This is a genomic window from Hydrogenophaga sp. (assembly GCF_050250835.1).
Classification (GTDB): Bacteria; Pseudomonadota; Gammaproteobacteria; order Burkholderiales; family Burkholderiaceae_C; genus Hydrogenophaga.
In genome coordinates this window covers 11,414-31,167 of sequence record NZ_JBFWNX010000010.1, presented here as the reverse complement: position 1 = coordinate 31,167, position 19,754 = coordinate 11,414, and the positions used below count along the sequence as shown (strand labels likewise).

Annotated in this window: 20 protein-coding genes and 1 pseudogene; 4 read left to right on the top strand and 17 right to left on the bottom strand. The window is 63.9% G+C overall.

The features are described 5' to 3' along the window. Position 1: 1 nt before the first annotated feature. The 14 genes and pseudogenes from trbG to AB7F11_RS13390 form a co-directional block, all read right to left on the bottom strand. Positions 2 to 1,015: a P-type conjugative transfer protein TrbG gene (gene trbG / locus AB7F11_RS13455; RefSeq protein ID WP_428300777.1), complete on the bottom strand. Its 1,014-nt coding sequence runs from the start codon at positions 1,013 to 1,015 to the stop codon at positions 2 to 4. Then, a complete protein-coding gene (trbF, locus tag AB7F11_RS13450; RefSeq protein WP_428300776.1) occupies positions 1,012 to 1,716 on the bottom strand; it encodes a conjugal transfer protein TrbF in 705 nt (234 codons plus the stop codon). Before trbF ends, trbG begins: the two co-directional genes overlap by 4 nt. Positions 1,717 to 1,728: 12 nt before the next feature. Beyond that, on the bottom strand, positions 1,729 to 3,096 hold the full coding sequence (trbL, locus tag AB7F11_RS13445; protein WP_428300775.1) for a P-type conjugative transfer protein TrbL: 1,368 nt from the start codon (positions 3,094 to 3,096) through the stop codon (positions 1,729 to 1,731). An 18-nt stretch (positions 3,097 to 3,114) separates the two neighbouring features. After that, positions 3,115 to 3,888, bottom strand: coding sequence for a P-type conjugative transfer protein TrbJ (trbJ, locus tag AB7F11_RS13440; protein WP_428300774.1), 774 nt, complete (start codon positions 3,886 to 3,888; stop codon positions 3,115 to 3,117). Continuing rightward, entirely contained in the window at positions 3,885 to 6,332 is a 2,448-nt protein-coding gene (gene trbE / locus AB7F11_RS13435; RefSeq protein ID WP_428300773.1) for a conjugal transfer protein TrbE, read from the bottom strand. Before trbE ends, trbJ begins: the two co-directional genes overlap by 4 nt. A gap of 10 nt (positions 6,333 to 6,342) precedes the next feature. After that, positions 6,343 to 6,624: a VirB3 family type IV secretion system protein gene (locus AB7F11_RS13430; RefSeq protein WP_428300772.1), complete on the bottom strand. Its 282-nt coding sequence runs from the start codon at positions 6,622 to 6,624 to the stop codon at positions 6,343 to 6,345. Continuing rightward, entirely contained in the window at positions 6,621 to 6,959 is a 339-nt protein-coding gene (locus tag AB7F11_RS13425; RefSeq protein ID WP_428300784.1) for a TrbC/VirB2 family protein, read from the bottom strand. Before AB7F11_RS13425 ends, AB7F11_RS13430 begins: the two co-directional genes overlap by 4 nt. A 74-nt stretch (positions 6,960 to 7,033) precedes the next feature. Continuing rightward, the gene (gene trbB, locus AB7F11_RS13420) at positions 7,034 to 8,110 is read right to left on the bottom strand and encodes a P-type conjugative transfer ATPase TrbB (RefSeq protein WP_428300771.1); all 1,077 of its coding nucleotides are present in this window, start codon (positions 8,108 to 8,110) and stop codon (positions 7,034 to 7,036) included. Then, complete coding sequence (locus AB7F11_RS13415; RefSeq protein ID WP_428300770.1) at positions 8,107 to 8,607, bottom strand: CopG family transcriptional regulator; 501 nt, start codon at positions 8,605 to 8,607, stop codon at positions 8,107 to 8,109. Before AB7F11_RS13415 ends, trbB begins: the two co-directional genes overlap by 4 nt. Beyond that, entirely contained in the window at positions 8,604 to 10,625 is a 2,022-nt protein-coding gene (locus AB7F11_RS13410; protein WP_428300769.1) for a conjugal transfer protein TraG, read from the bottom strand. Before AB7F11_RS13410 ends, AB7F11_RS13415 begins: the two co-directional genes overlap by 4 nt. Before the next feature lie 234 nt (positions 10,626 to 10,859). After that, positions 10,860 to 11,129 (bottom strand): EexN family lipoprotein, encoded by a 270-nt coding sequence (locus AB7F11_RS13405; protein ID WP_428300768.1) that lies wholly within the window; start codon positions 11,127 to 11,129, stop codon positions 10,860 to 10,862. Beyond that, the gene (locus AB7F11_RS13400; RefSeq protein WP_428300767.1) at positions 11,126 to 12,058 is read right to left on the bottom strand and encodes a LysR family transcriptional regulator; all 933 of its coding nucleotides are present in this window, start codon (positions 12,056 to 12,058) and stop codon (positions 11,126 to 11,128) included. The genes AB7F11_RS13405 and AB7F11_RS13400 overlap by 4 nt, the downstream gene beginning before the upstream one ends. Positions 12,059 to 12,104: 46 nt before the next feature. Then, a pseudogene (locus AB7F11_RS13395) lies at positions 12,105 to 12,297 on the bottom strand (electron transfer flavoprotein subunit alpha/FixB family protein); the annotation flags it as partial. Positions 12,298 to 12,367: 70 nt separating this feature from the next. Further along, positions 12,368 to 12,622 (bottom strand): DUF2798 domain-containing protein, encoded by a 255-nt coding sequence (locus tag AB7F11_RS13390; RefSeq protein ID WP_428300766.1) that lies wholly within the window; start codon positions 12,620 to 12,622, stop codon positions 12,368 to 12,370. Between the two features lie 152 nt (positions 12,623 to 12,774). Here AB7F11_RS13390 and AB7F11_RS13385 point away from each other — a divergent pair, with 152 nt between their 5' ends. Next, positions 12,775 to 14,094 (top strand): Rieske 2Fe-2S domain-containing protein, encoded by a 1,320-nt coding sequence (locus AB7F11_RS13385; protein ID WP_428300765.1) that lies wholly within the window; start codon positions 12,775 to 12,777, stop codon positions 14,092 to 14,094. A gap of 9 nt (positions 14,095 to 14,103) precedes the next feature. Next, positions 14,104 to 15,093 (top strand): ABC transporter substrate-binding protein, encoded by a 990-nt coding sequence (locus tag AB7F11_RS13380; RefSeq protein WP_304831152.1) that lies wholly within the window; start codon positions 14,104 to 14,106, stop codon positions 15,091 to 15,093. Between the two features lie 51 nt (positions 15,094 to 15,144). Here the strand turns inward: AB7F11_RS13380 and AB7F11_RS13375 are convergent, their stop codons facing one another. Genes AB7F11_RS13375 through AB7F11_RS13365 form a run of 3 tightly spaced genes read right to left on the bottom strand, consistent with a single transcriptional unit; the run spans position 15,145 to position 17,842 of the window. Beyond that, positions 15,145 to 15,657: a MarR family winged helix-turn-helix transcriptional regulator gene (locus AB7F11_RS13375; protein ID WP_304831153.1), complete on the bottom strand. Its 513-nt coding sequence runs from the start codon at positions 15,655 to 15,657 to the stop codon at positions 15,145 to 15,147. Positions 15,658 to 15,665: 8 nt separating this feature from the next. Then, positions 15,666 to 16,871 carry a Gfo/Idh/MocA family protein gene (locus tag AB7F11_RS13370; protein ID WP_428300764.1) on the bottom strand — a complete coding sequence of 402 codons (1,206 nt, stop codon included), beginning with the start codon at positions 16,869 to 16,871 and terminating at the stop codon, positions 15,666 to 15,668. Positions 16,872 to 16,879: 8 nt separating this feature from the next. Beyond that, positions 16,880 to 17,842, bottom strand: a complete 963-nt coding sequence (locus AB7F11_RS13365) for a PDR/VanB family oxidoreductase (protein ID WP_428300763.1) — start codon at positions 17,840 to 17,842, stop codon at positions 16,880 to 16,882. A 187-nt stretch (positions 17,843 to 18,029) separates the two neighbouring features. On the opposite strand from AB7F11_RS13365, the gene AB7F11_RS13360 reads away from it, so the two are divergent. Further along, positions 18,030 to 19,001, top strand: coding sequence for a Bug family tripartite tricarboxylate transporter substrate binding protein (locus AB7F11_RS13360; protein ID WP_428300762.1), 972 nt, complete (start codon positions 18,030 to 18,032; stop codon positions 18,999 to 19,001). Then, positions 19,001 to 19,750: a TSUP family transporter gene (locus AB7F11_RS13355; protein ID WP_428300761.1), complete on the top strand. Its 750-nt coding sequence runs from the start codon at positions 19,001 to 19,003 to the stop codon at positions 19,748 to 19,750. Before AB7F11_RS13360 ends, AB7F11_RS13355 begins: the two co-directional genes overlap by 1 nt. The last annotated feature ends 4 nt before the right edge of the window (positions 19,751 to 19,754 follow it).

Below are 19,754 nucleotides of genomic sequence, written 5' to 3'. Positions count from 1 at the left end.
CTCAGTCCCTCCGAGCGGTGGACGGCACACCGTCCGTGCGCTCGATGCGGACCACGTCGCCCTTGTCGGTGCCCAGCCGCAACTCGGCTGCGCCGAACAGGCGATCGACGATGTAGTAGGGCGTGCGGAAGCGGTAGTTCACCAACTGCCCGTCGCCCTGTGCTCCGATGACGAACAGCGGCGGCAACTCCCCCTGCGCGATGCCAGCCGGGAACTGGATGTAGACCTTCTCGCCATCGTCAAAGGCGCGCATCGGCTTCCAGGGCGGTGTGCTGCCGCTGATCGCGTAGCGGAAGCGGATCCGCTCCAGGGTCAGCCCGGCGTCCACCGGCGCTGCCGTCTGAGCGGCCTGGGCTTGCCGCTGTAGCGCCAACATGTGGTCCTTGGGGTAGTCCCAGGAGACCGACGCCATCCAGGCCCTTTCGGTGGAAGTCAGCTCGATCAGGTAGGTGCGGCGGTTGGTGGTGACGACCAGGTTGGTCTTCAGACCCGTGCGCACTGGCTTGACCAGCACGTTCACGCGCAGCGCGTCGCCCGAGCCGCTGGACGTGTCACCCACGACCCAGCGAACCGTATCGCCCGCAGCCACGGTCACCAGTTCTTCCCCGGCCTGCAGCGAGATCACTGTCACGCGGCCGGGCGCGGCATAGACCTGGTACAGCGCTCCGTCGGTGTAGGGCCAGACCTGGATGGCGTTGACGTAGCCTTCGCGCGTGGGCGCCACCCGGGCTTCTGCGTTGGCGCGCGACACGCGAAGTCGCTCGTCGGTGGGCTCGGGTGTTGGCGGCTTGTCCTGCGCCTCCGGCAGCGGCTTCATCTGGGCGGGCATCGGCAGCACCCTCGGCACGGCGACCACTTCCACCGGCTGAGGTGGCTCGGGCAGCGGCTGGGCCATCACCGGCTCGTCCAGCGGGATCACGGGCGGCGGCACGCCCTGCGATGCACACCCTGCCAGGGCGGTCGCAAGGGCAAGGGAGACCACAACGTGATGCGTATTGGTGTTCAGGGTTTTCATGGCTTGGCTCCTTCGTTCGCATCCAGCTCGCGGCTCCAGGACAGGCCGTTGACGTAGATGCCCAGGGGGTTCTTGCGCAGGCGCTGCTCGGTGCGCGGCGTCTGCAGCACGGTGGAGATCACGGCCGTCCACCGTTCGGTGCCGGCCAGCGCGCCGTTCACGTAGCGCTGTTCAGTCCAGCGCACGTTGAACGAGGCGTCGCTGGCGCGGACCACGCTGGTGATCTGCACCGTGGCCGACTCCTTGCCCACCCGCACGAACGGATCGTTGGTGCGGGCGTATTCGTTGAGCACGGCGGCCCCGCGGTCGGTCGTGTAGTCATAGGCGTCCAGCCAGTTCTGCCGCACCACGATCGGGTCGATGGACAACGAACGCACCAGCGTCACGAAACGGGCCAGGTGGTGCGCGATTTGCGCATCGCCGGGGCGGTAGGGGGAGGCGGCTTCGCCCACGGTTCGCACCTGGCCGGCCTGGTCCACCTCCACCACGTAGGGCGTCACAATAGATTGCGCCGAGCGCCAGACCAGAGCACCGGCCATCAGCAGGGCCAGCGACAGGCAACCGAACGCCATGAATCGCCAGTTGCGGGCCTGCACGCGGGCCGATCCGATGCGTTCGTCCCAGGCCTGCGCTGCCGATTGATATGGGGTGGCAGGCTGCGGCGTGTCGGCATAGCGCACCTGTGGTCGTTTGAAACGCATGCTGGGTTCTCCTCAGGAATCCGAGTCACGAAGGCTGGGGCCACTGCCCGAGCCACCTCCATCACCACCGCGCAGGGTGTGTGCCGCCGTCGTGGCGGCATGGCCGATCTGCTGGCGCCGGCGCATGCGCTGCGCCCAGGCGGGCTCGTTGGCGGGTGCCGATGTGGGTGGGCTCGACATGGCCGATTCGGCGCCCGTAGCAGCAGGCGCAGCGGCCTCGGCCACAAAACCTGACACCTTGTCTTTCACGGCCTTGGCGCCGTCGGCCATCTTCTGACCCACGGCGCTGGCACCGGTGCGGGCCACGTTGGCCATGCCTGCGCCAGCGGCGCGCAGCGACCCGCCCGAGGACGCGGCAGCGCCTGCCTCGTAGGCCGACCTCGCACCTGCCGCGAGGCCACTGGCCGAACGGGCCGCTGATGCGCTACCGCCAATCGCGGCCCGTGCCGCGCCCGGCGCCATGCGCGCACCGGCGGCCACGGCCGCACCAGCACCGGCCACGGCAGCACCCCCGGCAACAGCCAGACCCGTGGCACCCAGCGCCGTGCCGGCCGCAGCACCCGCACCCAGTTGCGGCGCGCCGGACACCAGGCCGGTCGCAATGCCGGGCCCGAAGATGCCCAACCCGAGCAAAGAAAGCGAGGCCAGCATCACCACCAGTGCGTGGTCGATGGAGGGCTCGGCCGGTATGGTCTGGAATTGCGAGAACAGACCCGTGCCGATGCCCACGATCACCGCGAGCACCAGCACCTTGATGCCGGAGGACACCACATTGCCCAGCACCTTCTCGGCCAGGAAGGTGGTCTTGTTCCACAACGCAAAGGGCACCAGCACGAAGCCCGCCAGCGTGGTGAGCTTGAACTCGATCAGCGTCACGAAAAGCTGCACGGCCAGCACGAAGAAACTCACGATCACCGTGAGCCAGGCCAGGAACAGCACCACGATGGGGGCCATGTTGATGAACACCTCCGGGAAGCCCGAGAGGTCGCTGATCTGCTGCAGGATGGGCGCCGCCGCATCGATGCCGGCCTTGGCCAGGTGACCGGGCTGCAGGAAGGTGGCCAGGCTCATGCCCGATCCACTGGCCTGCAGGCCCAGCCCGGCGAACGAGCGGAACACGATGCCCGACAGGCTGTTGAAGTTGCCGATGATGTAGGCGAAAGCACCGACATAGAGCACCTTGCGCAGCAGCCGGGCCAGCACATCGTCGCCCTGGCCGGTGGCGTGGCCCATGGCCCAGAACAGGCCGGCCATGGTCATGTCGATGGCCACCAGCGTGGCGGTGAGGAAGGCGACCTCGCCGCTCAGCAACCCGAAGCCCGAGTCGATGTAGGTGGAGAAGGTGTTCAGGAAGCGGTCGATGACGGCGACGTCGTCCATGGCAGGGCCTCCGGTGCTTCAGTGGCCGTAGAAGCTCACGCCCTGCGGCGTGTAGCCCGTGCCGCTGCCAATGAAGCGGCGCGTCACCTCACGGCCACGCTCGATGGACGCGGCCTGTCTCGCCAGCTCCAGCGAGGCGGCGCGGTCCTGCGTCAGCATCAGCTGCTGCGACTGGATGGACTGCTTGGCCTGCAGGGCCAGCAACTGGTTGGTCGCCTGCATGGCCTGCAGCGCGCCGGTGGCCGACTGGCTCTGGCTCACCAGGTCGGCCAGCACGCCTTCGTCCAGGCTCAGGTTCTGCGACACCTGGGCCTGCATCTGCATGGCGGTCTGCAGGCCGTTGAGCGTGTTTTTCCAGCGCTGGTGCGCGTCCTGGAACATCTGATTGCCACTCACTGTGGCGGCGTACTGCTCAGGGTAGAGGCGGGCGAATTCGGTGTTGAGGTGCGACACCTGGTAGGCCAGACCCTGGGCCTGGGCGATCAGCTGCCGGGTCGTGTCCAGCGTCGAACGCAGGCGGTTGACCACGTTGAACGGCAGGCTGGCCAGGTTGCGCGCCTGGTTGATCAGCATCTGCGCCTCGTTCTGCAACTGGCGGATCTGGTTGTTGATCTGCTCCAGCGTGCGAGCGGCCGTCATGGTGTTCTGCACCAGGTTGACCGGATCCAGCACGATGTCACCCACGCCGAACAGCGCGTGTGCGGGTTGGGTGGCGCCCAGGGTCAGCGCGGCCGCGGTGGCCAGCGCGACGAGACGGGGTTTGAAAGAGCGAAGCGGTGCACGGAGGCTCATGGCGTTTCTCCTGAAATTCGGGCATGCCCGGGGTGGTGATGGGGGTGTTGATGGAAGAGATCAGCGGCCCAGTCCAGGCCATGGCGGCGCAGCCAGGCCGGGGCGAAGCCCTCGGGCGGACAGGTGGCCAGCACCTCGTCGATCAGCCGCTGGCCCTGCGGCGAGGAGGCACCGGCAAAGGCCAGGGCCACGGCGCGCAGGTCCAGATCGAACAGGCGATTGCCCAGCCGGGACTGGTAGTAGTAGTCGCGCTTGGGCACTGCAGTGGCCACGATCTCGATCTGCCGGCGGTTCAGGCCGAAGGCCTCGTAGATCGAACGCACCTGCGGCTCGGTGGCCTGCGGGTTGGGCAGGAAGATACGGCTCGCGCAGCTCTCCACGATGGCCGGCGCGATGCTGGAACCCTGGATGTCGGCCAGACTCTGTGTGGCGAATAGCACCGACACGTTCTTTTTGCGCAGTGTCTTGAGCCACTGGCGGATGCGCGCCGAGAACACCGGGTCGTCCAGGAACAGCCACGACTCGTCCAGCATCAGCAGGGTGGGTGCGCCGTCGAAGCGGGCCTCGAAGCGTGCGAACAGGTAGCCGAGCACGGCCATCACCGCCGCGCGGCTGCCCATCAGCTCTTCCATCTCGAAGCACTGCACGTCGGCCGCACCCAGCCGGTCGTGGTCGGCGTCCAGCAGCTTGCCGTGGGCGCCGCCCAGCACGTAGGGCGCGAGCGCCTGGCGCAGCGCGTTGGACTGCAGCAGCACCGACAGGCCGGTGAGTGTGCGCTGATCGCGGGGTGCGCCGGCCAGGCTGCCCAGCGCGGACCAGATCGCTGCCTTCTCGTCCGGTCCCACAGCCACGCCTTCGTGTACCAGACGGCCTTCGACCCACTCGGCGGCCCAGCTGCGGTAGCCCTCCTGGTCGATGCCGGCCAGCGGCTGGAAGGCGATGTCGCCGTCGTGGCCCAGGTCGTAGTGCTCGCCGCCCAGACCCAGTACCGTGGCTCGCATCGAGCGGCCCATGTCGAACGCGAAGATGCGCGAGCCGGGGTAGCGCCGGAACTGTAGGGCCAGCAAGGCTAGCAGCACCGACTTGCCCATGCCCGTCGGCCCCACCACCAGCGTGTGGCCTACGTCGCCCACGTGGGTCACCAGCCGGAAGGGCGTTGAGCCCTCGGTGCGGGTCACGACCAGCGGCGGGCCGTCCAGGTGCCGGTTGCGCTCCGGCCCGGCCCACACGGCCGAGACCGGCATCAGGTGCGCCAGGTTCAGCGTGGAGACGATGGGCTGGCGCACGTTGGCATACGCATTGCCGGGGATCGACGACAGCCAGGCTTCCACGGCGTTCAGCGTCTCTGGGATGGTGACAAAGCCACGGCCCTGGATCACGCGCTCCGCCATACGCAGCTTCTCATCGGCAGCGGTGGCGTCGCCATCGAGCACCGTGAGCGTGGCGGTCACGAAGCCGAAGGCCACCTGGTCGCTGCCCAGTTCCTGCAGGGCTGCATCCGCATCGGCGGCCTTGTTGCCCGCGTCGGTGTCCACCAGCGGCGACTCCTGCTGGAAAATCGTCTCGCGCAACAAGGCGATCACGTTCTTGCGCTTCGCGAACCACTGGCGGCGCAGGCGACCCAGCTCCTTCTCGGCCTCGGCCTTGTCCATGCACAGAAAGCGCGTGGACCAGCGGTAGGCAAAGCCGAGTCGGTTCAGGTCGTCCAGCACGCCGGGCCAGGTGGATGTGGGAAACCCCCGCACCGTGGTCACGCGCAGGTGCGCATCCCCCAGCATCGGCGCCAGGCCGCCCAGCAGCGGGGCATCGGCCAGCAGCGCGTCGAGGTGGAACGGCACCTCGGGCACGGCCACCGGGTAGGCGCGCGGCGACACCGTAGCGTGCAGGTACCCCAGCGTGTCGGCGTCCTGCAGCCAAGCGATTTCGGGCATGACGCCGTCGAGCAGGTCGAACACCCGGTCGGTTTCGGCGATGAAGGCACCCAGGCGCTCACGCCAGTCCACACCCGTGCTGGCACGGTTTTCGTAGAGCAGGCTGGCGGCTCGCGCGCGCGACTCCTCGGGCGGCAGGTACTGCAGCGTGAAGTGGTAGCGGCTCTCGAAGTGGCTGGCCGATTCCTCGAAGGCTGCGCGCCGTTCTTCGTCCACCAGCCATGACAAGGCTTCAGGGAAATCCGAGCGCGGGTAGTCGGCAGCCGGCCGGCGTTCGGCGTCCACGTACAGCGCCCAGCCCGAACCCAGGCGGCGCAGCGCGTTGTTCAGGCGCGCGGTGGTGGCCACCAGTTCGCCCTGCGTGGCACTGTCCAGGTCCGGCCCCCGAAAGCGCGCGGTCCGTTGGAAGGAACCATCCTTGTTCAGCACCACGCCGGGCGCCACCAGTCCGGCCCAGGGCAGCCAGTCGGCCAGCAGGGCAGGGCGCTGCCGGTATTCGGTGAGGTTGAGCATGGTGTCTTTCTCACGCGTCCAGCAGCGGCTTGTGCTTGAGGTGCTGGGCAAACACCGCCATGAACTGCGGATCGAGCCGTGCGCCCCAGACCGCCAGCGAGTGGCCCACGATCCACAGCACGATGCCTGGAATCCACAGCTGCAGTCCCAGGCCCACGGCGGCGGCCAGTGTGCCGTTGGCGATGGCCACGGTGCGCGGTGCGCCGCCCATCAGGATGGGCTCGGTCAGCGAACGGTGCAACGGGATCTCGAATCCGCTGGCCAGGCTGGCGTGTTCGGCAGCGATGCTCATACCAGGGCACCACCGGAGAAGCTGAAGAAGCTCAGGAAGAAAGATGAGGCCGCGAAGGCGATCGACAGCCCGAAGACGATCTGAATCAGCTTGCGAAAACCCCCAGATGTGTCACCAAAGGCCAGCGCCAAGCCGGTGGCGATGATGATGATCACTGCCACGATGCGGGCCACCGGGCCCTGGATCGAGTCCAGGATGGATTGCAGCGGCCCCTCCCAGGGCATGCTGGATCCGGCCGCCTTGGCCGTGCCGGCCAGGCTCAGCATGACGGCGGCGGTGAGCAGGCCTTGACGGGCGGGCTGGATCAGCCGGTTGAGGCGTTGCAGGCCGGCCATGCCGGCGGACGGGATCCATCGAGAGAATGATTGGGCCAGCAGATCGGCAACGGCGCGCAGGGAAAGCGAAGGGTTCATGGAAGTTCTCCAGGCAGGGTTGAGGAAGGGGAGTCCGCCTCGGGGGGCGGGGAGGAAGAGGTCGCAAGTGGCGTTGGCGCTGGCAGCTCCGGGAAGGGCGCATCCAGCGCGCCATTCATTGCCACCAGGTGGTAGCCCGTGCTGTCGTGTCCGGTGACGCGGGCAATCGTTTCGATCCGGCGCTTGCGGCCGCGACCGGCGATGTAGATCACCACGTTGACCGCTTCGGCGATCAGCGCACGCGGCGGGTTCACCGCCACCTCCAGGATCAACTGCTCCAGTCGCAGCAGCGCACCGAGCGCCGACCCTGCGTGGATGGTGGCGATGCCGCCGGGGTGGCCGGTGCCCCAGACCTTGACCAGGTCAAGCGCTTCGCCGCCACGCACTTCGCCCACCACCACGCGGTCAGGCCGCAGCCGCATCGTGGCGCGCACCAGCTCGGCCATGGATACAGCGCCCGCACGCGTGCGCAGCGGGACGTGGTCGCGCGCGGAGCATTGCAGCTCGATGGTGTCTTCGAGCACCAGCACTCGGTCGCCCGTGGTGGCGATCTCGGCCAGCAGCGCGTTGGCCAGCGTGGTCTTGCCGGTGCTGGTGCCTCCAGCAATCAGGATGTTGTGTCGCTCGTGCACGGCCTGACGCAGGAAGTCGGCCTGCTCTGCGCTCATCATCCCGTCGGCCACGTAGCGGTCCAGCGGGATCACGCCCACGGCGCGCTTGCGTAGTGCGAAGGCCGGGCCTGGTGCGGCAGGCGGCAGCACCCCCTCGAATCGTTCTCCCGTCTCGGGTAACTCGGCCGTCAGCAGCGGCTGGCCCCGGTGTACTTCGGCACCGACATGGGCCGCCACCAGACGGATGATGCGTTCCCCATCAGCGGACGACAGCGTGACGCCCGTCGGCGCCCGCCCGGTGGAGAGTCGGTCCAGCCACAGCGATCCATCGGGGTTGAGCAGCACCTCCACCACGTCCGGGTCTTCCAGCGCGGCCGCGATCATCGGCCCCATGGCCGTGCGCAGCATGCGCACACGGCGGTCGAGCGTGGTCCTTTCGGGGTTGGGTGGTGCGGTCGTCATGCCGTCGGCCCTTCGTCGGGGTGCCCGGAATACACCGGGTCCTCGGCCATGCCTGCCGCATCGTCCAGTTGCCGGTTCAGGCCCTGTTCCTGCGGGTGAAGCTCCTCGATCACATCGCGCACCAGGCTACGCCCGCGCAGCAGGTGGCGGCCCAGTTGTTCGACGAACTGCTCGAAGCGGGCCTTGCCTTGGGCACGGGCCGCCTCCTGGTGCCCCTCGGGCACCGGCGTGCTCACCGTGAGGTAGTACCGGATGAACAGTGCCAGCGTCTCGATCTCGATGTTCTGATCGCGCTCCAGCCGCTCGAACTGGCGCGAGAGCCGATCCAGCCGCTTGGCGATGGCCGCCTCGCGCTGGTCGCCTGAATCCGGCGACAGCCAAGAGGCCAGCGCCGCCGCGACGATGGACGACTTGGACACGCCCTTCTTGGCGGCCACCTCTTCGAGGCGTCGCGCATGCTCAGGCGGAATGAACAGGTTCAGGCGGTACTGGCTCATAGTGCGATACCGTCATCGGGGTCGAGTGCGGCCAGGCGAGCCGCGCGCTGCATGGCCGGATCGAGCTGGCGGGGAAGGGGCGGGGGCGCGTCGTCGTCATCGAGCAGCGCCAGGTCATTGGTTAGTGCGTCGATCGTGGGGTTGTGTACCGCAATCTCTGTCAGCTCTGGCTGCAGGCGGGGACCGCCTTCGTCGGCATCCATGCCGGCCATGAAGACTGGGTTGGATGCAGTGGACGAAGTCGGGACAGCCAGACCGCCCCAGTCGTCTGCCCGCACCGGTGGCGCATCGGGATAGGGGCCGGCAGTCAGGACGGGCGGCGGCAATACGCGGCGCTTGAAGTTCGCGTCTGCGTAGTAGCGCAGCTTGCGGGCCTTGACCGGTGGCGTGCTGGAGACCATCACCACCGCTTCGTCGGGCGGCAACTGCATCACCTCGCCAGGGGTCAGCAACGGGCGCGCCGTCTCCTGGCGCGAGACCATCAGGTGCCCGAGCCACGGCGCCAGCCGGTGGCCGGCGTAGTTGCGCTGGGCACGCAGTTCGGTGGCGGTGCCCAGCGTCTCGCTGATGCGCTTGGCGGTGCGCTCGTCGTTGGTGGCGAAGGTCACGCGCACGTGGCAGTTGTCCAGGATGGAGTGGTTCTGGCCGTAGGCCTTGTCGATCTGGTTCAGGCTCTGCGCGATCAGGAAACTGCGGATGCCGTAGCCCGCCATGAACGCCAGGGCGGTCTCGAAGAAGTCCAGCCGGCCCAGCGCCGGGAACTCGTCCAGCATCAGCAGCAGCTTGTGACGCCGTGCGATGCCGTCCGAGCCATCGAGCGACTCGGTCAGGCGCCGCCCCACCTGATTCAGGATCAGCCGGATCAGCGGCTTGGTGCGGCTGATGTCCGACGGCGGCACCACCAGATACAGCGACACCGGGTGTTCGGTCGAGATCAGGTCGGCGATGCGCCAGTCGCAACGCGAAGTCACCTCGGCCACCGTCGGGTCTCGGTACAGGCCCAGGAAGCTCATGGCCGTGGACAGAACGCCCGAGCGTTCGTTCTCGCTCTTGTTGAGAACCTCACGTGCGGCGGAAGCGACGACTGGGTGCGGTCCACCGCCTTGCTCGCGCGCCAGATGCGGTGTCGTCATCATCCGGTGAAGCGTCACTTCAAACGGGCAGGCCGGATCGGACAGGAAGTTGGCCACGCCGCGCAGCGTCTTGTCCTCGCCGGCATAGAGCACGTGCAGGATGGCCCCGACCAACAGGGCGTGCGAGGTCTTCTCCCAGTGATTGCGCCGCTCCAGCGCGCCCTCTGGGTCCACGAGGATGTCCGCGATGTTCTGCACGTCGCGCACCTCGTGCACGCCGCGCCGCACCTCCAGCAGCGGGTTGTAGGCGGCTGAGCGCGCATCGGTGGGGTTGAACAGCAGGCAATGCGAGAAGCACGCGCGCCAGCCGGCCGTCAGCTGCCAGTTTTCGCCCTTGATGTCGTGGATCACGGCGGAGCCCGGCCACGACAGCAGCGTGGGAACCACCAGGCCCACCCCCTTGCCCGAGCGGGTGGGCGCAAACGCCAGCACGTGCTCGGGACCGTCGTGGCGCAGGTACCACTCACCATGCCGGCCGAGGAAGACGCCGGCAGGCCGATTCAGGCCCGCTTGGCGAACGTCGTCTGCTGTGGCCCAGCGTGCCGTGCCGTAGGTGGTGACCAGACGCGACTGCCGCGCGCGCCACACCGACAGGCCCACCGCTACGCCCACCGAGGCGAGGCCGCTGCCCCCCGCGATGGCGCCTCCCATGTCGAAGACGTCGGGCGCGTAGGCATCGAAGAGGAACCACCACTCGAACAAACGCCAGGGGTGGTACACCGGCAAGCCAAAGGCTTCGAACCAGGGCGCACCCAGGCGTGCCTGGTTGCCCAGTGCAGCGGCCGTCCATTGGGTCGCGCCCCACACGCCGACCACGACGACGCCGAGCACCGCCGCGATCTGCCCGTAGAGAACCCCTTGATGGCTTGCGCCCCGAGCCTGCACCTTGACCTCCTGTCCTGTGGCCCTCCATGTGGGGGCATGCGCGCGGTACAAAGGCGTGCCGCGGGCGTCAGGATGAAAGCGGCCTATCGGTGGGTCAAAGTCCCAAATCGGCAGGCTTGCCGCGTGGTCCGCATCAATGCCTACTGAGGCGTGCTGACGCATCCCTCGGCGAAGCACGGCGCAGAGAGCCGATGCTCGAAACGGGCAGCGCTGCGTGTGGCGGCAAGCGCAGATTCAGAACTTAGGCGATTCCTTGGGTGGGTTGTAGGGCACCTTGCCGTCCCCAAAAAACCGCCTCTTGGTGGCCTCGGCCACGCGGTCACAAAGCTCTTCCCCCAGCTTGGCGCGCTCTGTCTTGCACTGCTCGCGCAGCAACTTCAGACGTTCGGGATCGGCCACCAGTGACTCCACGGTTTCGGTGGGCTGTGATTTGCCGCACGCGGACAACAGCAGTGCGGCCGAAACAGCGCACACCACAGTCATCCATCTGGAACACTTCTTCATTTGCTACTCCCTGGTGATGTGTCCAGAGCTTCGTCCGACGCGCGACCCGGCGCATCGACAAGGGCTCTTTCCACGAAACGTTGCAAGGTGTCCGACGGTTCGCCAATGCGCCTGATCAGGTAGGTGGTCAGCACCGGCGAGCGACCGGCCAACGGTCGCGTGACGATCTCAGGATGGTGGCTGGTCGATACGTGCGCCTCGGTCGAGAAACCCAGGCCGTAGCCAGCGGCCACCAGCGTCACCATCAGGTCGTGGCTGGCCACTTGCTCGGCCACGATGGGTTCAAGGTCTGTCGCGTTCAGCACGCGGGCCACCTGGCGGCTGCAGCCCTCGCAGGCATCCGGGTCGCAAAGCACCAGCGGGTAGCGCAGCACCTCTTCCAGTGGCAGCTTCTTGTGAATCAGCAAGGGATGGCGTGAGGGCACAGCCACCACCATCGGGTCTCTCCACGCCGGTACGGCAAGCAGCGTCTCGCCAACCTCCTGCGACTGGGAGAATCCCGCGTCGTACAAGTCGGATTCAAGACCTTTGATCTGTTGTACCAACGGAACTTCATAGAGCCGGATTTCCGTATCAGGCTCTTCCTCTCGGCAACGTGACAACAGCGCTGTGAGATGGGTCTGCGAGATGCTGCCCGATAGGGCAATGCGCAATCGCCCCTGGTAGCCTGCGGATACGGTACGGACGCTGTCACGCGCTTGATTCAGCGCGGAGAACACGCGTGGCACGTGCTCCATGAACACCTGGCCTGCGCGGGACAGGCGCGTGCTGCGAGTGTTGCGGTCGAAGAGGCGGATCCCCAGCTCTTCCTCCAACTCCTTGATCGCCCTCGAAAGTGGCGATTGCTCAATGTGTAGCTTCTCAGCGGCTCTGGCGAAATGCAGCTCCTGAGCGACCGCCAAGAAGCACCGAAGGTGCCTCAGTTCCATTGTTTTCCCTGAATATTTTCATTCTCGTATCAAGTCACCGTTTTTCTCAAACTGCAGCCACCAATTCCGGCACGGCCGAGAACAGGTCGGATTTCAAGCCGTAGTCGGCGATCAAGAAGATCGGGGCCTCGAGGTCCTAGTTGATCGCCACGATCACCTTGGAATCCTTCATGCACCGGCAGGTGCTGGATCGCGCCCGAGATGCCGGCGACGATGCACGGTTGCGGCGCCACGATCTTGAATTCTTCAGGGTTGTGGTTAGTCTTCATGGCACATCCGAAGGGGCCTCAGTTTGAGGTTCCAAGGTGTCTACTGGGCTCGGGTCGATTCACGATTCGCATCCACGGTCATAGCAACAAGAAACAGGACCAGCGGGCGCACCAAGACGACGCATGCGAAGGCCACTGGCATGGCAACCACGTAGGTACCAAGAACCCGTCGCAGGAAGTGACCATCGACACCGGTGTTGATGGCTGTCAGTAGGACGCACATCATGAAAGCAATGATGGTGGCCATGTAGAACGCAAAAGCCAGCGAGCTGCACTTGTTTGGGAGTTTTTTCATGTCATGTACCGAGTGATTCGTGAAAGGTGTGCCTCAGATGCTTGCTGGGGAAAAAATGGCTGCAGGGATAACCCTATGTAAAATACTTAGATATCGAAGTATAGTTCATGTGCCGTGCAATCTGCACGTATTCACCCAGTAAGGAGATGGCCATGATTACGCGAGAAGAGAACGACCTGTTGTGCCGTGTCGAAAGCGGTGCCCCGATGGGGCATCTGATGCGTCGACACTGGGTTCCGATCTGTCTGATCGAAGAGGTGTCGGAGCCTGACGGAACCCCTGTCAAAGCACGGATCCTCGGCGAAGACCTCGTGGTGTTCAGAAACACCGATGGGCAAGTCGGCGTGATGGACGAGTACTGTCCCCATCGCAGGGCATCCTTGGTGTTCGGCCGGAACGAGGAGGGTGGCTTGCGCTGCCTGTATCACGGCTGGAAGATGGACGTGGCGGGCAATGTCACCGAGATGTCCTCCGAGCCGGAAGCCAGTGGCATGCTGGAAAAAGTCAAACACAAGGCATACCCCACCAAGGAATGGGGCGGCTTTGTCTGGGCCTACATGGGTGCGGCCGAAACCATGCCGGAGTTTGAGCCACCCCGCTGGGCGCCCACTGCGGAAACACGGGTGAGCGTCGCCAAGGTGATCATCCCCGTGAACTGGGCACAGATTCTGGAAGGTGCGATCGATTCGGCGCACAGCTCGAGCCTGCACAGTTCGGACATGGTTCCTGCACGTGTCGATGGTGCGAAAGCCACCGACAAGAACTGGCTGCGTCCGTCCACCGACAAGGCGCCGCGGATGCAGGTGCAGCGCGCGAAGTTCGGCTTCCGGTATGCCGCAGTGCGGCGCCCCATCTTCAATGCCCAGACGCACGACTACGTGCGCACGACGGTGTTCGTTGCGCCTTGGACGGTACTGATTCCACCGAACAACCTGTACAACGTGGCGAACGTGAATGTGCCAGTGGACGATACCAACACCTGCTTCTACTTCATCGGCTGGGGCCATCCTTCGCAGACCCCTGAGACGGCCACTTGGCGCAAATTCCTGGGCCAGACGGTCGGCGTCGATCTGGATGAGCAGTACCGTCCGCTGCGCAACTACGAGAACAGGTACTGGCAGGACCGCCAAGCGATGAAGAGTGGCAACTTCACCGGCATTTCCGGCATTCCGAATCAGGACATGGCCATGTGGATCACCATGGGCAAGATCGCCGACAGAAGTCACGACCGCCTTGGAGCCAGCGACATGGCCATCGTCGAGTTCCGCAAGCAGATGGTCGAGGCGGTTCAGGCGTTCCAGAAGAGTGGCGAAGTCATCGGTGGTGGTGAGAACCGCATTCCGAATGAAGTGTGCTCGTTCCAGGGAGTCATTCCAAAGACCGTGGACTGGCGCGCTTACGAGACGAGCTATGTCTGGCTTGAGGGTCAGGATAATCCAGAGATGGACCGTTCTTATGTTGTCACTGCCTGAGCTGACTTGATGACCAAGCTACGACTATCAGTCGCCATGGGTGACTACGACCGCAATCGGGCCTTGTACGACGGGCGTGTTCAAATTGATGGATGCGACCCGGTGTACATGCTGCTGAACCCGGAGGAGATGTTCTTTCGGGCCATGCGGAGCCGAGACTTCGATATCACCGAGCTGTCTTTCTCCAGCTATCTGGTGAAGCACGCCAAGGGCGAGAGCCCTTACATCGGGGTTCCGGTGTTCCTGTCACGTGCCTTTCGCCACACGTCCATCTACGTGCGGAAGGACCGGATCCGCAAGCCGGAGGACCTCAAGGGTTGCCGAATCGGGGTGCCGGAGTACCAGCTGACGGCGATCGTGTGGGCGCGGTCGATCCTGCAGGATGACTACGGGATACGACCGGAGGATGTGACCTGGGTCAGGGGCGGGATTGACACGCCCGGGCGCCCGGAGAAGATCAAGCTGGAGTTGCCTGCAGGTGTGAAGGTTGAAGCGGCCCCGGAGATGCGGACCATCTCGGACATGCTGAACACGGGCGAAATTGACGCATTCATTGCGCCAAGGCCACCCAGTGGTGCCGCGCTGACCAACCCGGATGTGGCCTGGCTTTTCGACGACCCGACGGCGGTGGCCAAGGACTACTACAAGCGAACGGGCATCTTTCCGATCATGCACGTGGTGGGCATCCGCAAGGAGTTGGCAGAACAGAACCGCTGGCTGCCGGGCGCTGTGTTCAAGGCATTCAGCGAATCCAAGGCGAAAGCCCTGGAACTGCTGGCGGACACCTCGGCCACCAAGGTGACCCTGCCGTTTGTGGAGGAACAGCTCAAGGCAGCGCGTGAAACGCTGGGACAGGACTTCTGGTCCTATGGCGTAGGGCCGAATCGAAAGACTCTCGAGGCGTTCCTGCATCACCATCATGCGCAGGGGCTGTCATGCCGGAGGGTGGGGTTAGACGAGCTCTTCGACCCGTCGACCTACGAAAGCTACAGTATTTAAGGTTGCTTTCCTCCGGCAAACCCTGCCGGAGATCGGTTTGGAAGGCGCCTGCTAACAGCCCGCGTTGATGCTCGCATCGACGCGGGCTTCTTCTTGGGCAAGATTCTCGATCATCTGGACGAGTGCATTTCTAACAACTGAAATCGTGCGATCCGGTAGTCCCTTCGCGCTGATGTGGTTGACTTCCTCGGCCAAAGGAACAAGTACCCTTTCCAATGAGCGGCCCGACTCCGTCAGGTACACATGCATGTTCTTCTTGTTGCCAGGCAAATGCCTGCGCTCGATGAAGCCCATCTTCTCCATGGCCTTGACCGCAGTGAACGTCGTGGGTTCCATCACGCCAGCCAGATCACTCAGTTCCTTTTGGGTCAGTCCGTCACGGCTCCACAGAATCCTCAGAAACGACCAGTGACCGAATGAGACGCCAAACGGGGTCAATCGATGCTGGAGCGCTCGCATCTGCGCACGTGCGACGTCTCGCACCAAATGGGCAAGGCGATCATTGGGGACGGATTCTCGCCAGTGGCTAAGCAGGTTCCGGGTGTCTATGGATTTTTCGCTCATTGGAGGCGTCAAAGCCGAAGCGGCGGGACTGGGACTTGATGCTCCAGAATGATAGCTTCTCTTTTCTTGCCCGATTCGAGAATCGCCAGACAGACCTCCATCGTTGCTGCGGACCACGCCCCTGAGTGGACTGGAGGGGTCCCATCTCGGGCCACCGACCACAACTCGTCCACAACCTCAAAGCGAGGCACGGGTCCGCGCTGCGGGGCCTCCAGGCACACGCCATGGGTGTCGTGAATCTCCACGCCGTAAGGAGTCAAACGCAGATCGGCATGCTCGCAGCTGACGATGACCGGGCCGAAGTGTTGAAAGGCGGCGGGCGATGGCCGAACGTCCGGCACATAGTGCTGACCACCAAAATTCCGATTCGCCTTCCGGCGGGCCTCGGCCGCCTCGTCCTTCGTCGCCAGGTGCTTTTCCCGGGTTAGCCGATGGGTGTTGACGTCTTTGGGCCAGCCCATTTCCCCGATGCCCGCCATCCACGGGTCACTGTCAAAGAAGCCGTAGCCGTTGTAGGTCACGTTGGCAAACGCGCCTGAGCGGAAGTTCAGTATCGCGGTGTACGCACCTTCGGTGGGCCGTGTCGGGTCCCATGATCCGGTTCTTGCATAAACGGAACTGACGTCACCGCCCGCCAGCAGCCGGACAATATCGACTTGGTGCGCGGCCTGACTGAAGACGACGCCACCGCCCTTCGCTGTATCCAATTCTTCCGGACGCCTGGGACGGTAGAGAAAATCCGTGAAGTTCATGGCGTGAATCATGCAGACACGGCCCCATTGACCTGACTCGATGAGTGTCTTGGCATGCGATACGGGCGCGTTGAAGCTGTGGCTGTGGCCAACAATCATCTGCGTGCCCGCCTGTTCGCAAGCGGCCTGCATGCGGGCGCATGCTGCAAGTGACAAAGCCATGGGTTTCTCGACCAGGACGTGCTTGCCTCGGCTCGCCGCGAGTCGCACATGCTCCTCATGCAGCTGATGCGGTGTGGCGACGTAGATCCATTCAACGTTCGGATCGGCGCAAAGCGCTTCGGCCGATGTGTGCGCCACCCCGCCAAACGCTTTGGCAAAGGCTGCGGTGGCACCAGCATTCGGATCGAAGCAGGCGGCCAGCGCGACGCGCGGATCCCTGCTGAGCGTCGGAATCATCAGGGTGAATGCGCGGCCAAGACCCAGGACACCGAGCCTGATGGGCTGCTTGTGGGGATTCACTGAGGGGCTCACAGGTCAAGCACCAAGGTGTCCGACTTCGCTCTGGAGACGCACACCATGATGTGGTCCTCCTGCTCCTCAGGGAGAAGGGCCAGGTCCCGATGGTCAGCTTCGCCTTTGAGCAGCCGCACCTTGCAAGAGCCGCACGTTCCACTCTCACAAGAACTGGGCACTCGAATGGAATGCTCGCGCAGGGTATCCAGGATGCTTCGGTTGGCTGGCACGAGGATCTTCATGCCCGTTCTGGCCAATTCGACTTCGAAGCGCTTGTCGTCGGGGTGCGGTTTCGTATCAGCTCCGAAGCTCTCGAAGTGCACGGCACTGCTGGCCCAATGACCCGTCATGTCCTTGACTTCATCCATCAGTCGCTTGGAGCCGCAGCAATAGACATGCGTGCCAGCGACAGGTTTCTCGAAGACAGACCAGAGATCGAAGGTTTTTGACGGGTCGCCGTAAGTGTGGTGGATGGCGACCTTCCCCTTCAGTTCGGGGGCACTCAGTTCGTCCAGGAAGGCGGCCGACCCTGGCGTGCGTGCAAGGTAGTAGAGCTTAAAGCTCCTTATGCCTTCGGCTTCGAGGGTGTGAATCATCGCTCGCATGGGTGTGATGCCGATGCCACCGGCCACGAGGATGAAGCTCTTGGCCTTTTCGCTGAGCTCGAACAGATTGCTGGGGGTGCCGGTCAGAAGCGTGTCGCCGACGTTCGCCTCGTCGATCAAGCTCTTGGAGCCCCCCCTGCCGTCATCTTCGCGTTTGACCGCGAGTTGATAAAGGTCTGTTCGGCCAGGGTCGCTGCACAGCGAGTAGTGGCGCATAGAGCCATTGGGCACCTGGACCGCGATGTGAGCCCCGGCCGTGAAGCTGGGCAGCGGTGACGCGTCCGGAGACTTCAACTCGAAGAGAAAGACGTCCTTGGCGATGACCTCCTTTCGAGTGATGAGGAGGGGGTGCATTGTCTCGTTTGCAGTCATGGTGTAAGTGTTTCTACGCAGCGAAGTTGATGGGTACCTACTCTTGACAAAGATCAAGCAAGTGGGAAAAATCAATTATCTTAGATTTCTAAGAAAAAACAAGCAGTCACGCATCTCCCCTAAAAAGGGGTGCACAGATGCTGTTCTGCTTTCTTCATCTCATCAACCTCACTTACGGAGACAAACTATGAAACGACGAATCCTTGCAGCACTTGCCATGAGCGCTCTCCTTGCATCTGGTGCCGTGCTGGCACAGGCTGGCGATTACCCCAACCGTCCGGTCAAGTTCATCGTGCCTTATGCACCGGGCGGCCTTCCAGACACGGTGGCGCGTGTCATTGCCCAAAAGCTTTCCGAGCGCATGAAGCAGGGCTTCGTGGTCGAGAACAAGCCGGGGGGCAACGGTATCGTCTCGGTTCAGACCCTGAGCGCGTTGCCTGCCGATGGTTACAGCTTCATCGTTTCCGATGGCTCCATGCTTTCGATCACACCGCAGATCAACAAGGCCGCCAAGTACGCGGTCGGACAGGACCTTCAGGCCGTATCGCTGATCGCGCGCTCACCTTTGTTCCTGGTGGCGCACCCCAAGACCGGCGTCAAGACCTTCCAGGAGTTTGTCGCCCGCGTCAAAAAGGAGCCTGGTGCCTTCACCTATGGGTCGTCGGGGATCGGAAGCACGCACCACCTTACGATGGAGGCCATGAAGGCGGATCTCGACTTGTCGATGGTTCACGTCCCCTTCCGTGGATCGAGTCAGTCGGTGCCGGCATTGGTCGGTGGACAGGTGGACGTCTTGTTTGCCGCGTTGCCATCCATGCTGGGCTTTGTGAAAAGCGGTCAAGTTGTTTTGCTGGCCAGCAACGCTCCCAAGCGCTCGGCGTCCGTGCCCGATGTGCCATCGATCGCTGAAACGATCCCTGGCTTTGACTTTTCGGTCAGCGTAGGAGTGCTTGCTCGCACCGGCACGCCGCCGGAGATTTCCAAGCGGATCTCCGATGAAATTGCTCAGATCGTGAAATTGCCGGACGTTGTTGAGAAGTTCCAGACCGCCGGTATCGAGTCCGTCGGTGCCAGTGGCGACGCCTACCGCAAAGTCATTGAGCAGGAGAACCAAGCCATGGCAAAGGCGGGCAAACACGCGGAACTCAAAGCCGAGTGATGTTTCACGATGCCATGCCGTCGCTGGCACTTTGGATCGCTTGCTTTGGCGCCGTGGTGCTCGGGGGCGTGGTCAAGGGAACCCTTGGGGTGGGTTTGCCGCTCGTCGTGGTTCCCTTGCTGTCGCTTCTTCTGCCAGCGCCCAAAGCAATGGGGCTGCTCGTCATGCCGGTTCTGCTCTCCAACCTATGGCAGTCCATAGAGGGACAGAAACTGCGTGAGGGATTTCAGCGCTTCGCTGGGTTGCTGGTTGGTCAGTTTGTCGCGACGATTGCTGCGATCCACTTCACCAGGAACCTCTCTGTGCAGGGGTTCAACATGTTGCTGGCGCTGGTCGTGATGGCGGCGGTGGGAATGATGCTGCTCGGGACATCATTCAACATTGATCGTCAGAAGGAACGCTGGATGGGGCCGTTGGTGGGTGTGATTGCCGGCGCGATGGCCGGCGTTTCCTCCCTCACCGGTCCGATACTGATCACTTATCTCCTGGCTCTCAGGCTTCGCCGGGAAGAGTTTGTTGGTTCCATCAGCATCATCTACCTGATTGGTGCAGTACCAATGTATGGCGCCATGCTGTTGTATGGGCGGTTCGGTTTTTCGGAGGTCGGACTGTCTTGTCTTGCGCTGATCCCTATGTTTGTCGGTTTGCAAATCGGTAGGACGATCCGTCATCGACTGAGCGACAAAGTATTTCGGCATCTATTGCTGAGTTTGTTGGTGGCGCTGTCTTTGCTGCTTCTGATGAAATAAGCCG

Excerpts from the sequence above, each read along its gene's own strand:
- trbE (WP_428300773.1), bottom strand. The coding sequence starts at position 6,332 with ATGCTCAACCTCACCGAATACCGGCAGCGCCCTGCCCTGCTGGCCGAC.
- AB7F11_RS13390 (WP_428300766.1), bottom strand. The coding sequence starts at position 12,622 with ATGAAAAAACTCCCAAACAAGTGCAGCTCGCTGGCTTTTGCGTTCTAC.
- AB7F11_RS13380 (WP_304831152.1), top strand. The coding sequence starts at position 14,104 with ATGACCAAGCTACGACTATCAGTCGCCATGGGTGACTACGACCGCAAT.
- trbL (WP_428300775.1), bottom strand. The coding sequence starts at position 3,096 with ATGGACGACGTCGCCGTCATCGACCGCTTCCTGAACACCTTCTCCACC.
- trbJ (WP_428300774.1), bottom strand. The coding sequence starts at position 3,888 with ATGAGCCTCCGTGCACCGCTTCGCTCTTTCAAACCCCGTCTCGTCGCG.
- AB7F11_RS13415 (WP_428300770.1), bottom strand. The coding sequence starts at position 8,607 with ATGAGCCAGTACCGCCTGAACCTGTTCATTCCGCCTGAGCATGCGCGA.
- AB7F11_RS13355 (WP_428300761.1), top strand. The coding sequence starts at position 19,001 with ATGTTTCACGATGCCATGCCGTCGCTGGCACTTTGGATCGCTTGCTTT.
- AB7F11_RS13385 (WP_428300765.1), top strand. The coding sequence starts at position 12,775 with ATGATTACGCGAGAAGAGAACGACCTGTTGTGCCGTGTCGAAAGCGGT.
- trbF (WP_428300776.1), bottom strand. The coding sequence starts at position 1,716 with ATGCGTTTCAAACGACCACAGGTGCGCTATGCCGACACGCCGCAGCCT.
- trbB (WP_428300771.1), bottom strand. The coding sequence starts at position 8,110 with ATGACGACCGCACCACCCAACCCCGAAAGGACCACGCTCGACCGCCGT.
- AB7F11_RS13360 (WP_428300762.1), top strand. The coding sequence starts at position 18,030 with ATGAAACGACGAATCCTTGCAGCACTTGCCATGAGCGCTCTCCTTGCA.
- AB7F11_RS13400 (WP_428300767.1), bottom strand. The coding sequence starts at position 12,058 with ATGGAACTGAGGCACCTTCGGTGCTTCTTGGCGGTCGCTCAGGAGCTG.
- AB7F11_RS13365 (WP_428300763.1), bottom strand. The coding sequence starts at position 17,842 with ATGACTGCAAACGAGACAATGCACCCCCTCCTCATCACTCGAAAGGAG.
- AB7F11_RS13405 (WP_428300768.1), bottom strand. The coding sequence starts at position 11,129 with ATGAAGAAGTGTTCCAGATGGATGACTGTGGTGTGCGCTGTTTCGGCC.
- AB7F11_RS13425 (WP_428300784.1), bottom strand. The coding sequence starts at position 6,959 with ATGGCCGGCCTGCAACGCCTCAACCGGCTGATCCAGCCCGCCCGTCAA.
- AB7F11_RS13375 (WP_304831153.1), bottom strand. The coding sequence starts at position 15,657 with ATGAGCGAAAAATCCATAGACACCCGGAACCTGCTTAGCCACTGGCGA.
- AB7F11_RS13430 (WP_428300772.1), bottom strand. The coding sequence starts at position 6,624 with ATGAGCATCGCTGCCGAACACGCCAGCCTGGCCAGCGGATTCGAGATC.
- trbG (WP_428300777.1), bottom strand. The coding sequence starts at position 1,015 with ATGAAAACCCTGAACACCAATACGCATCACGTTGTGGTCTCCCTTGCC.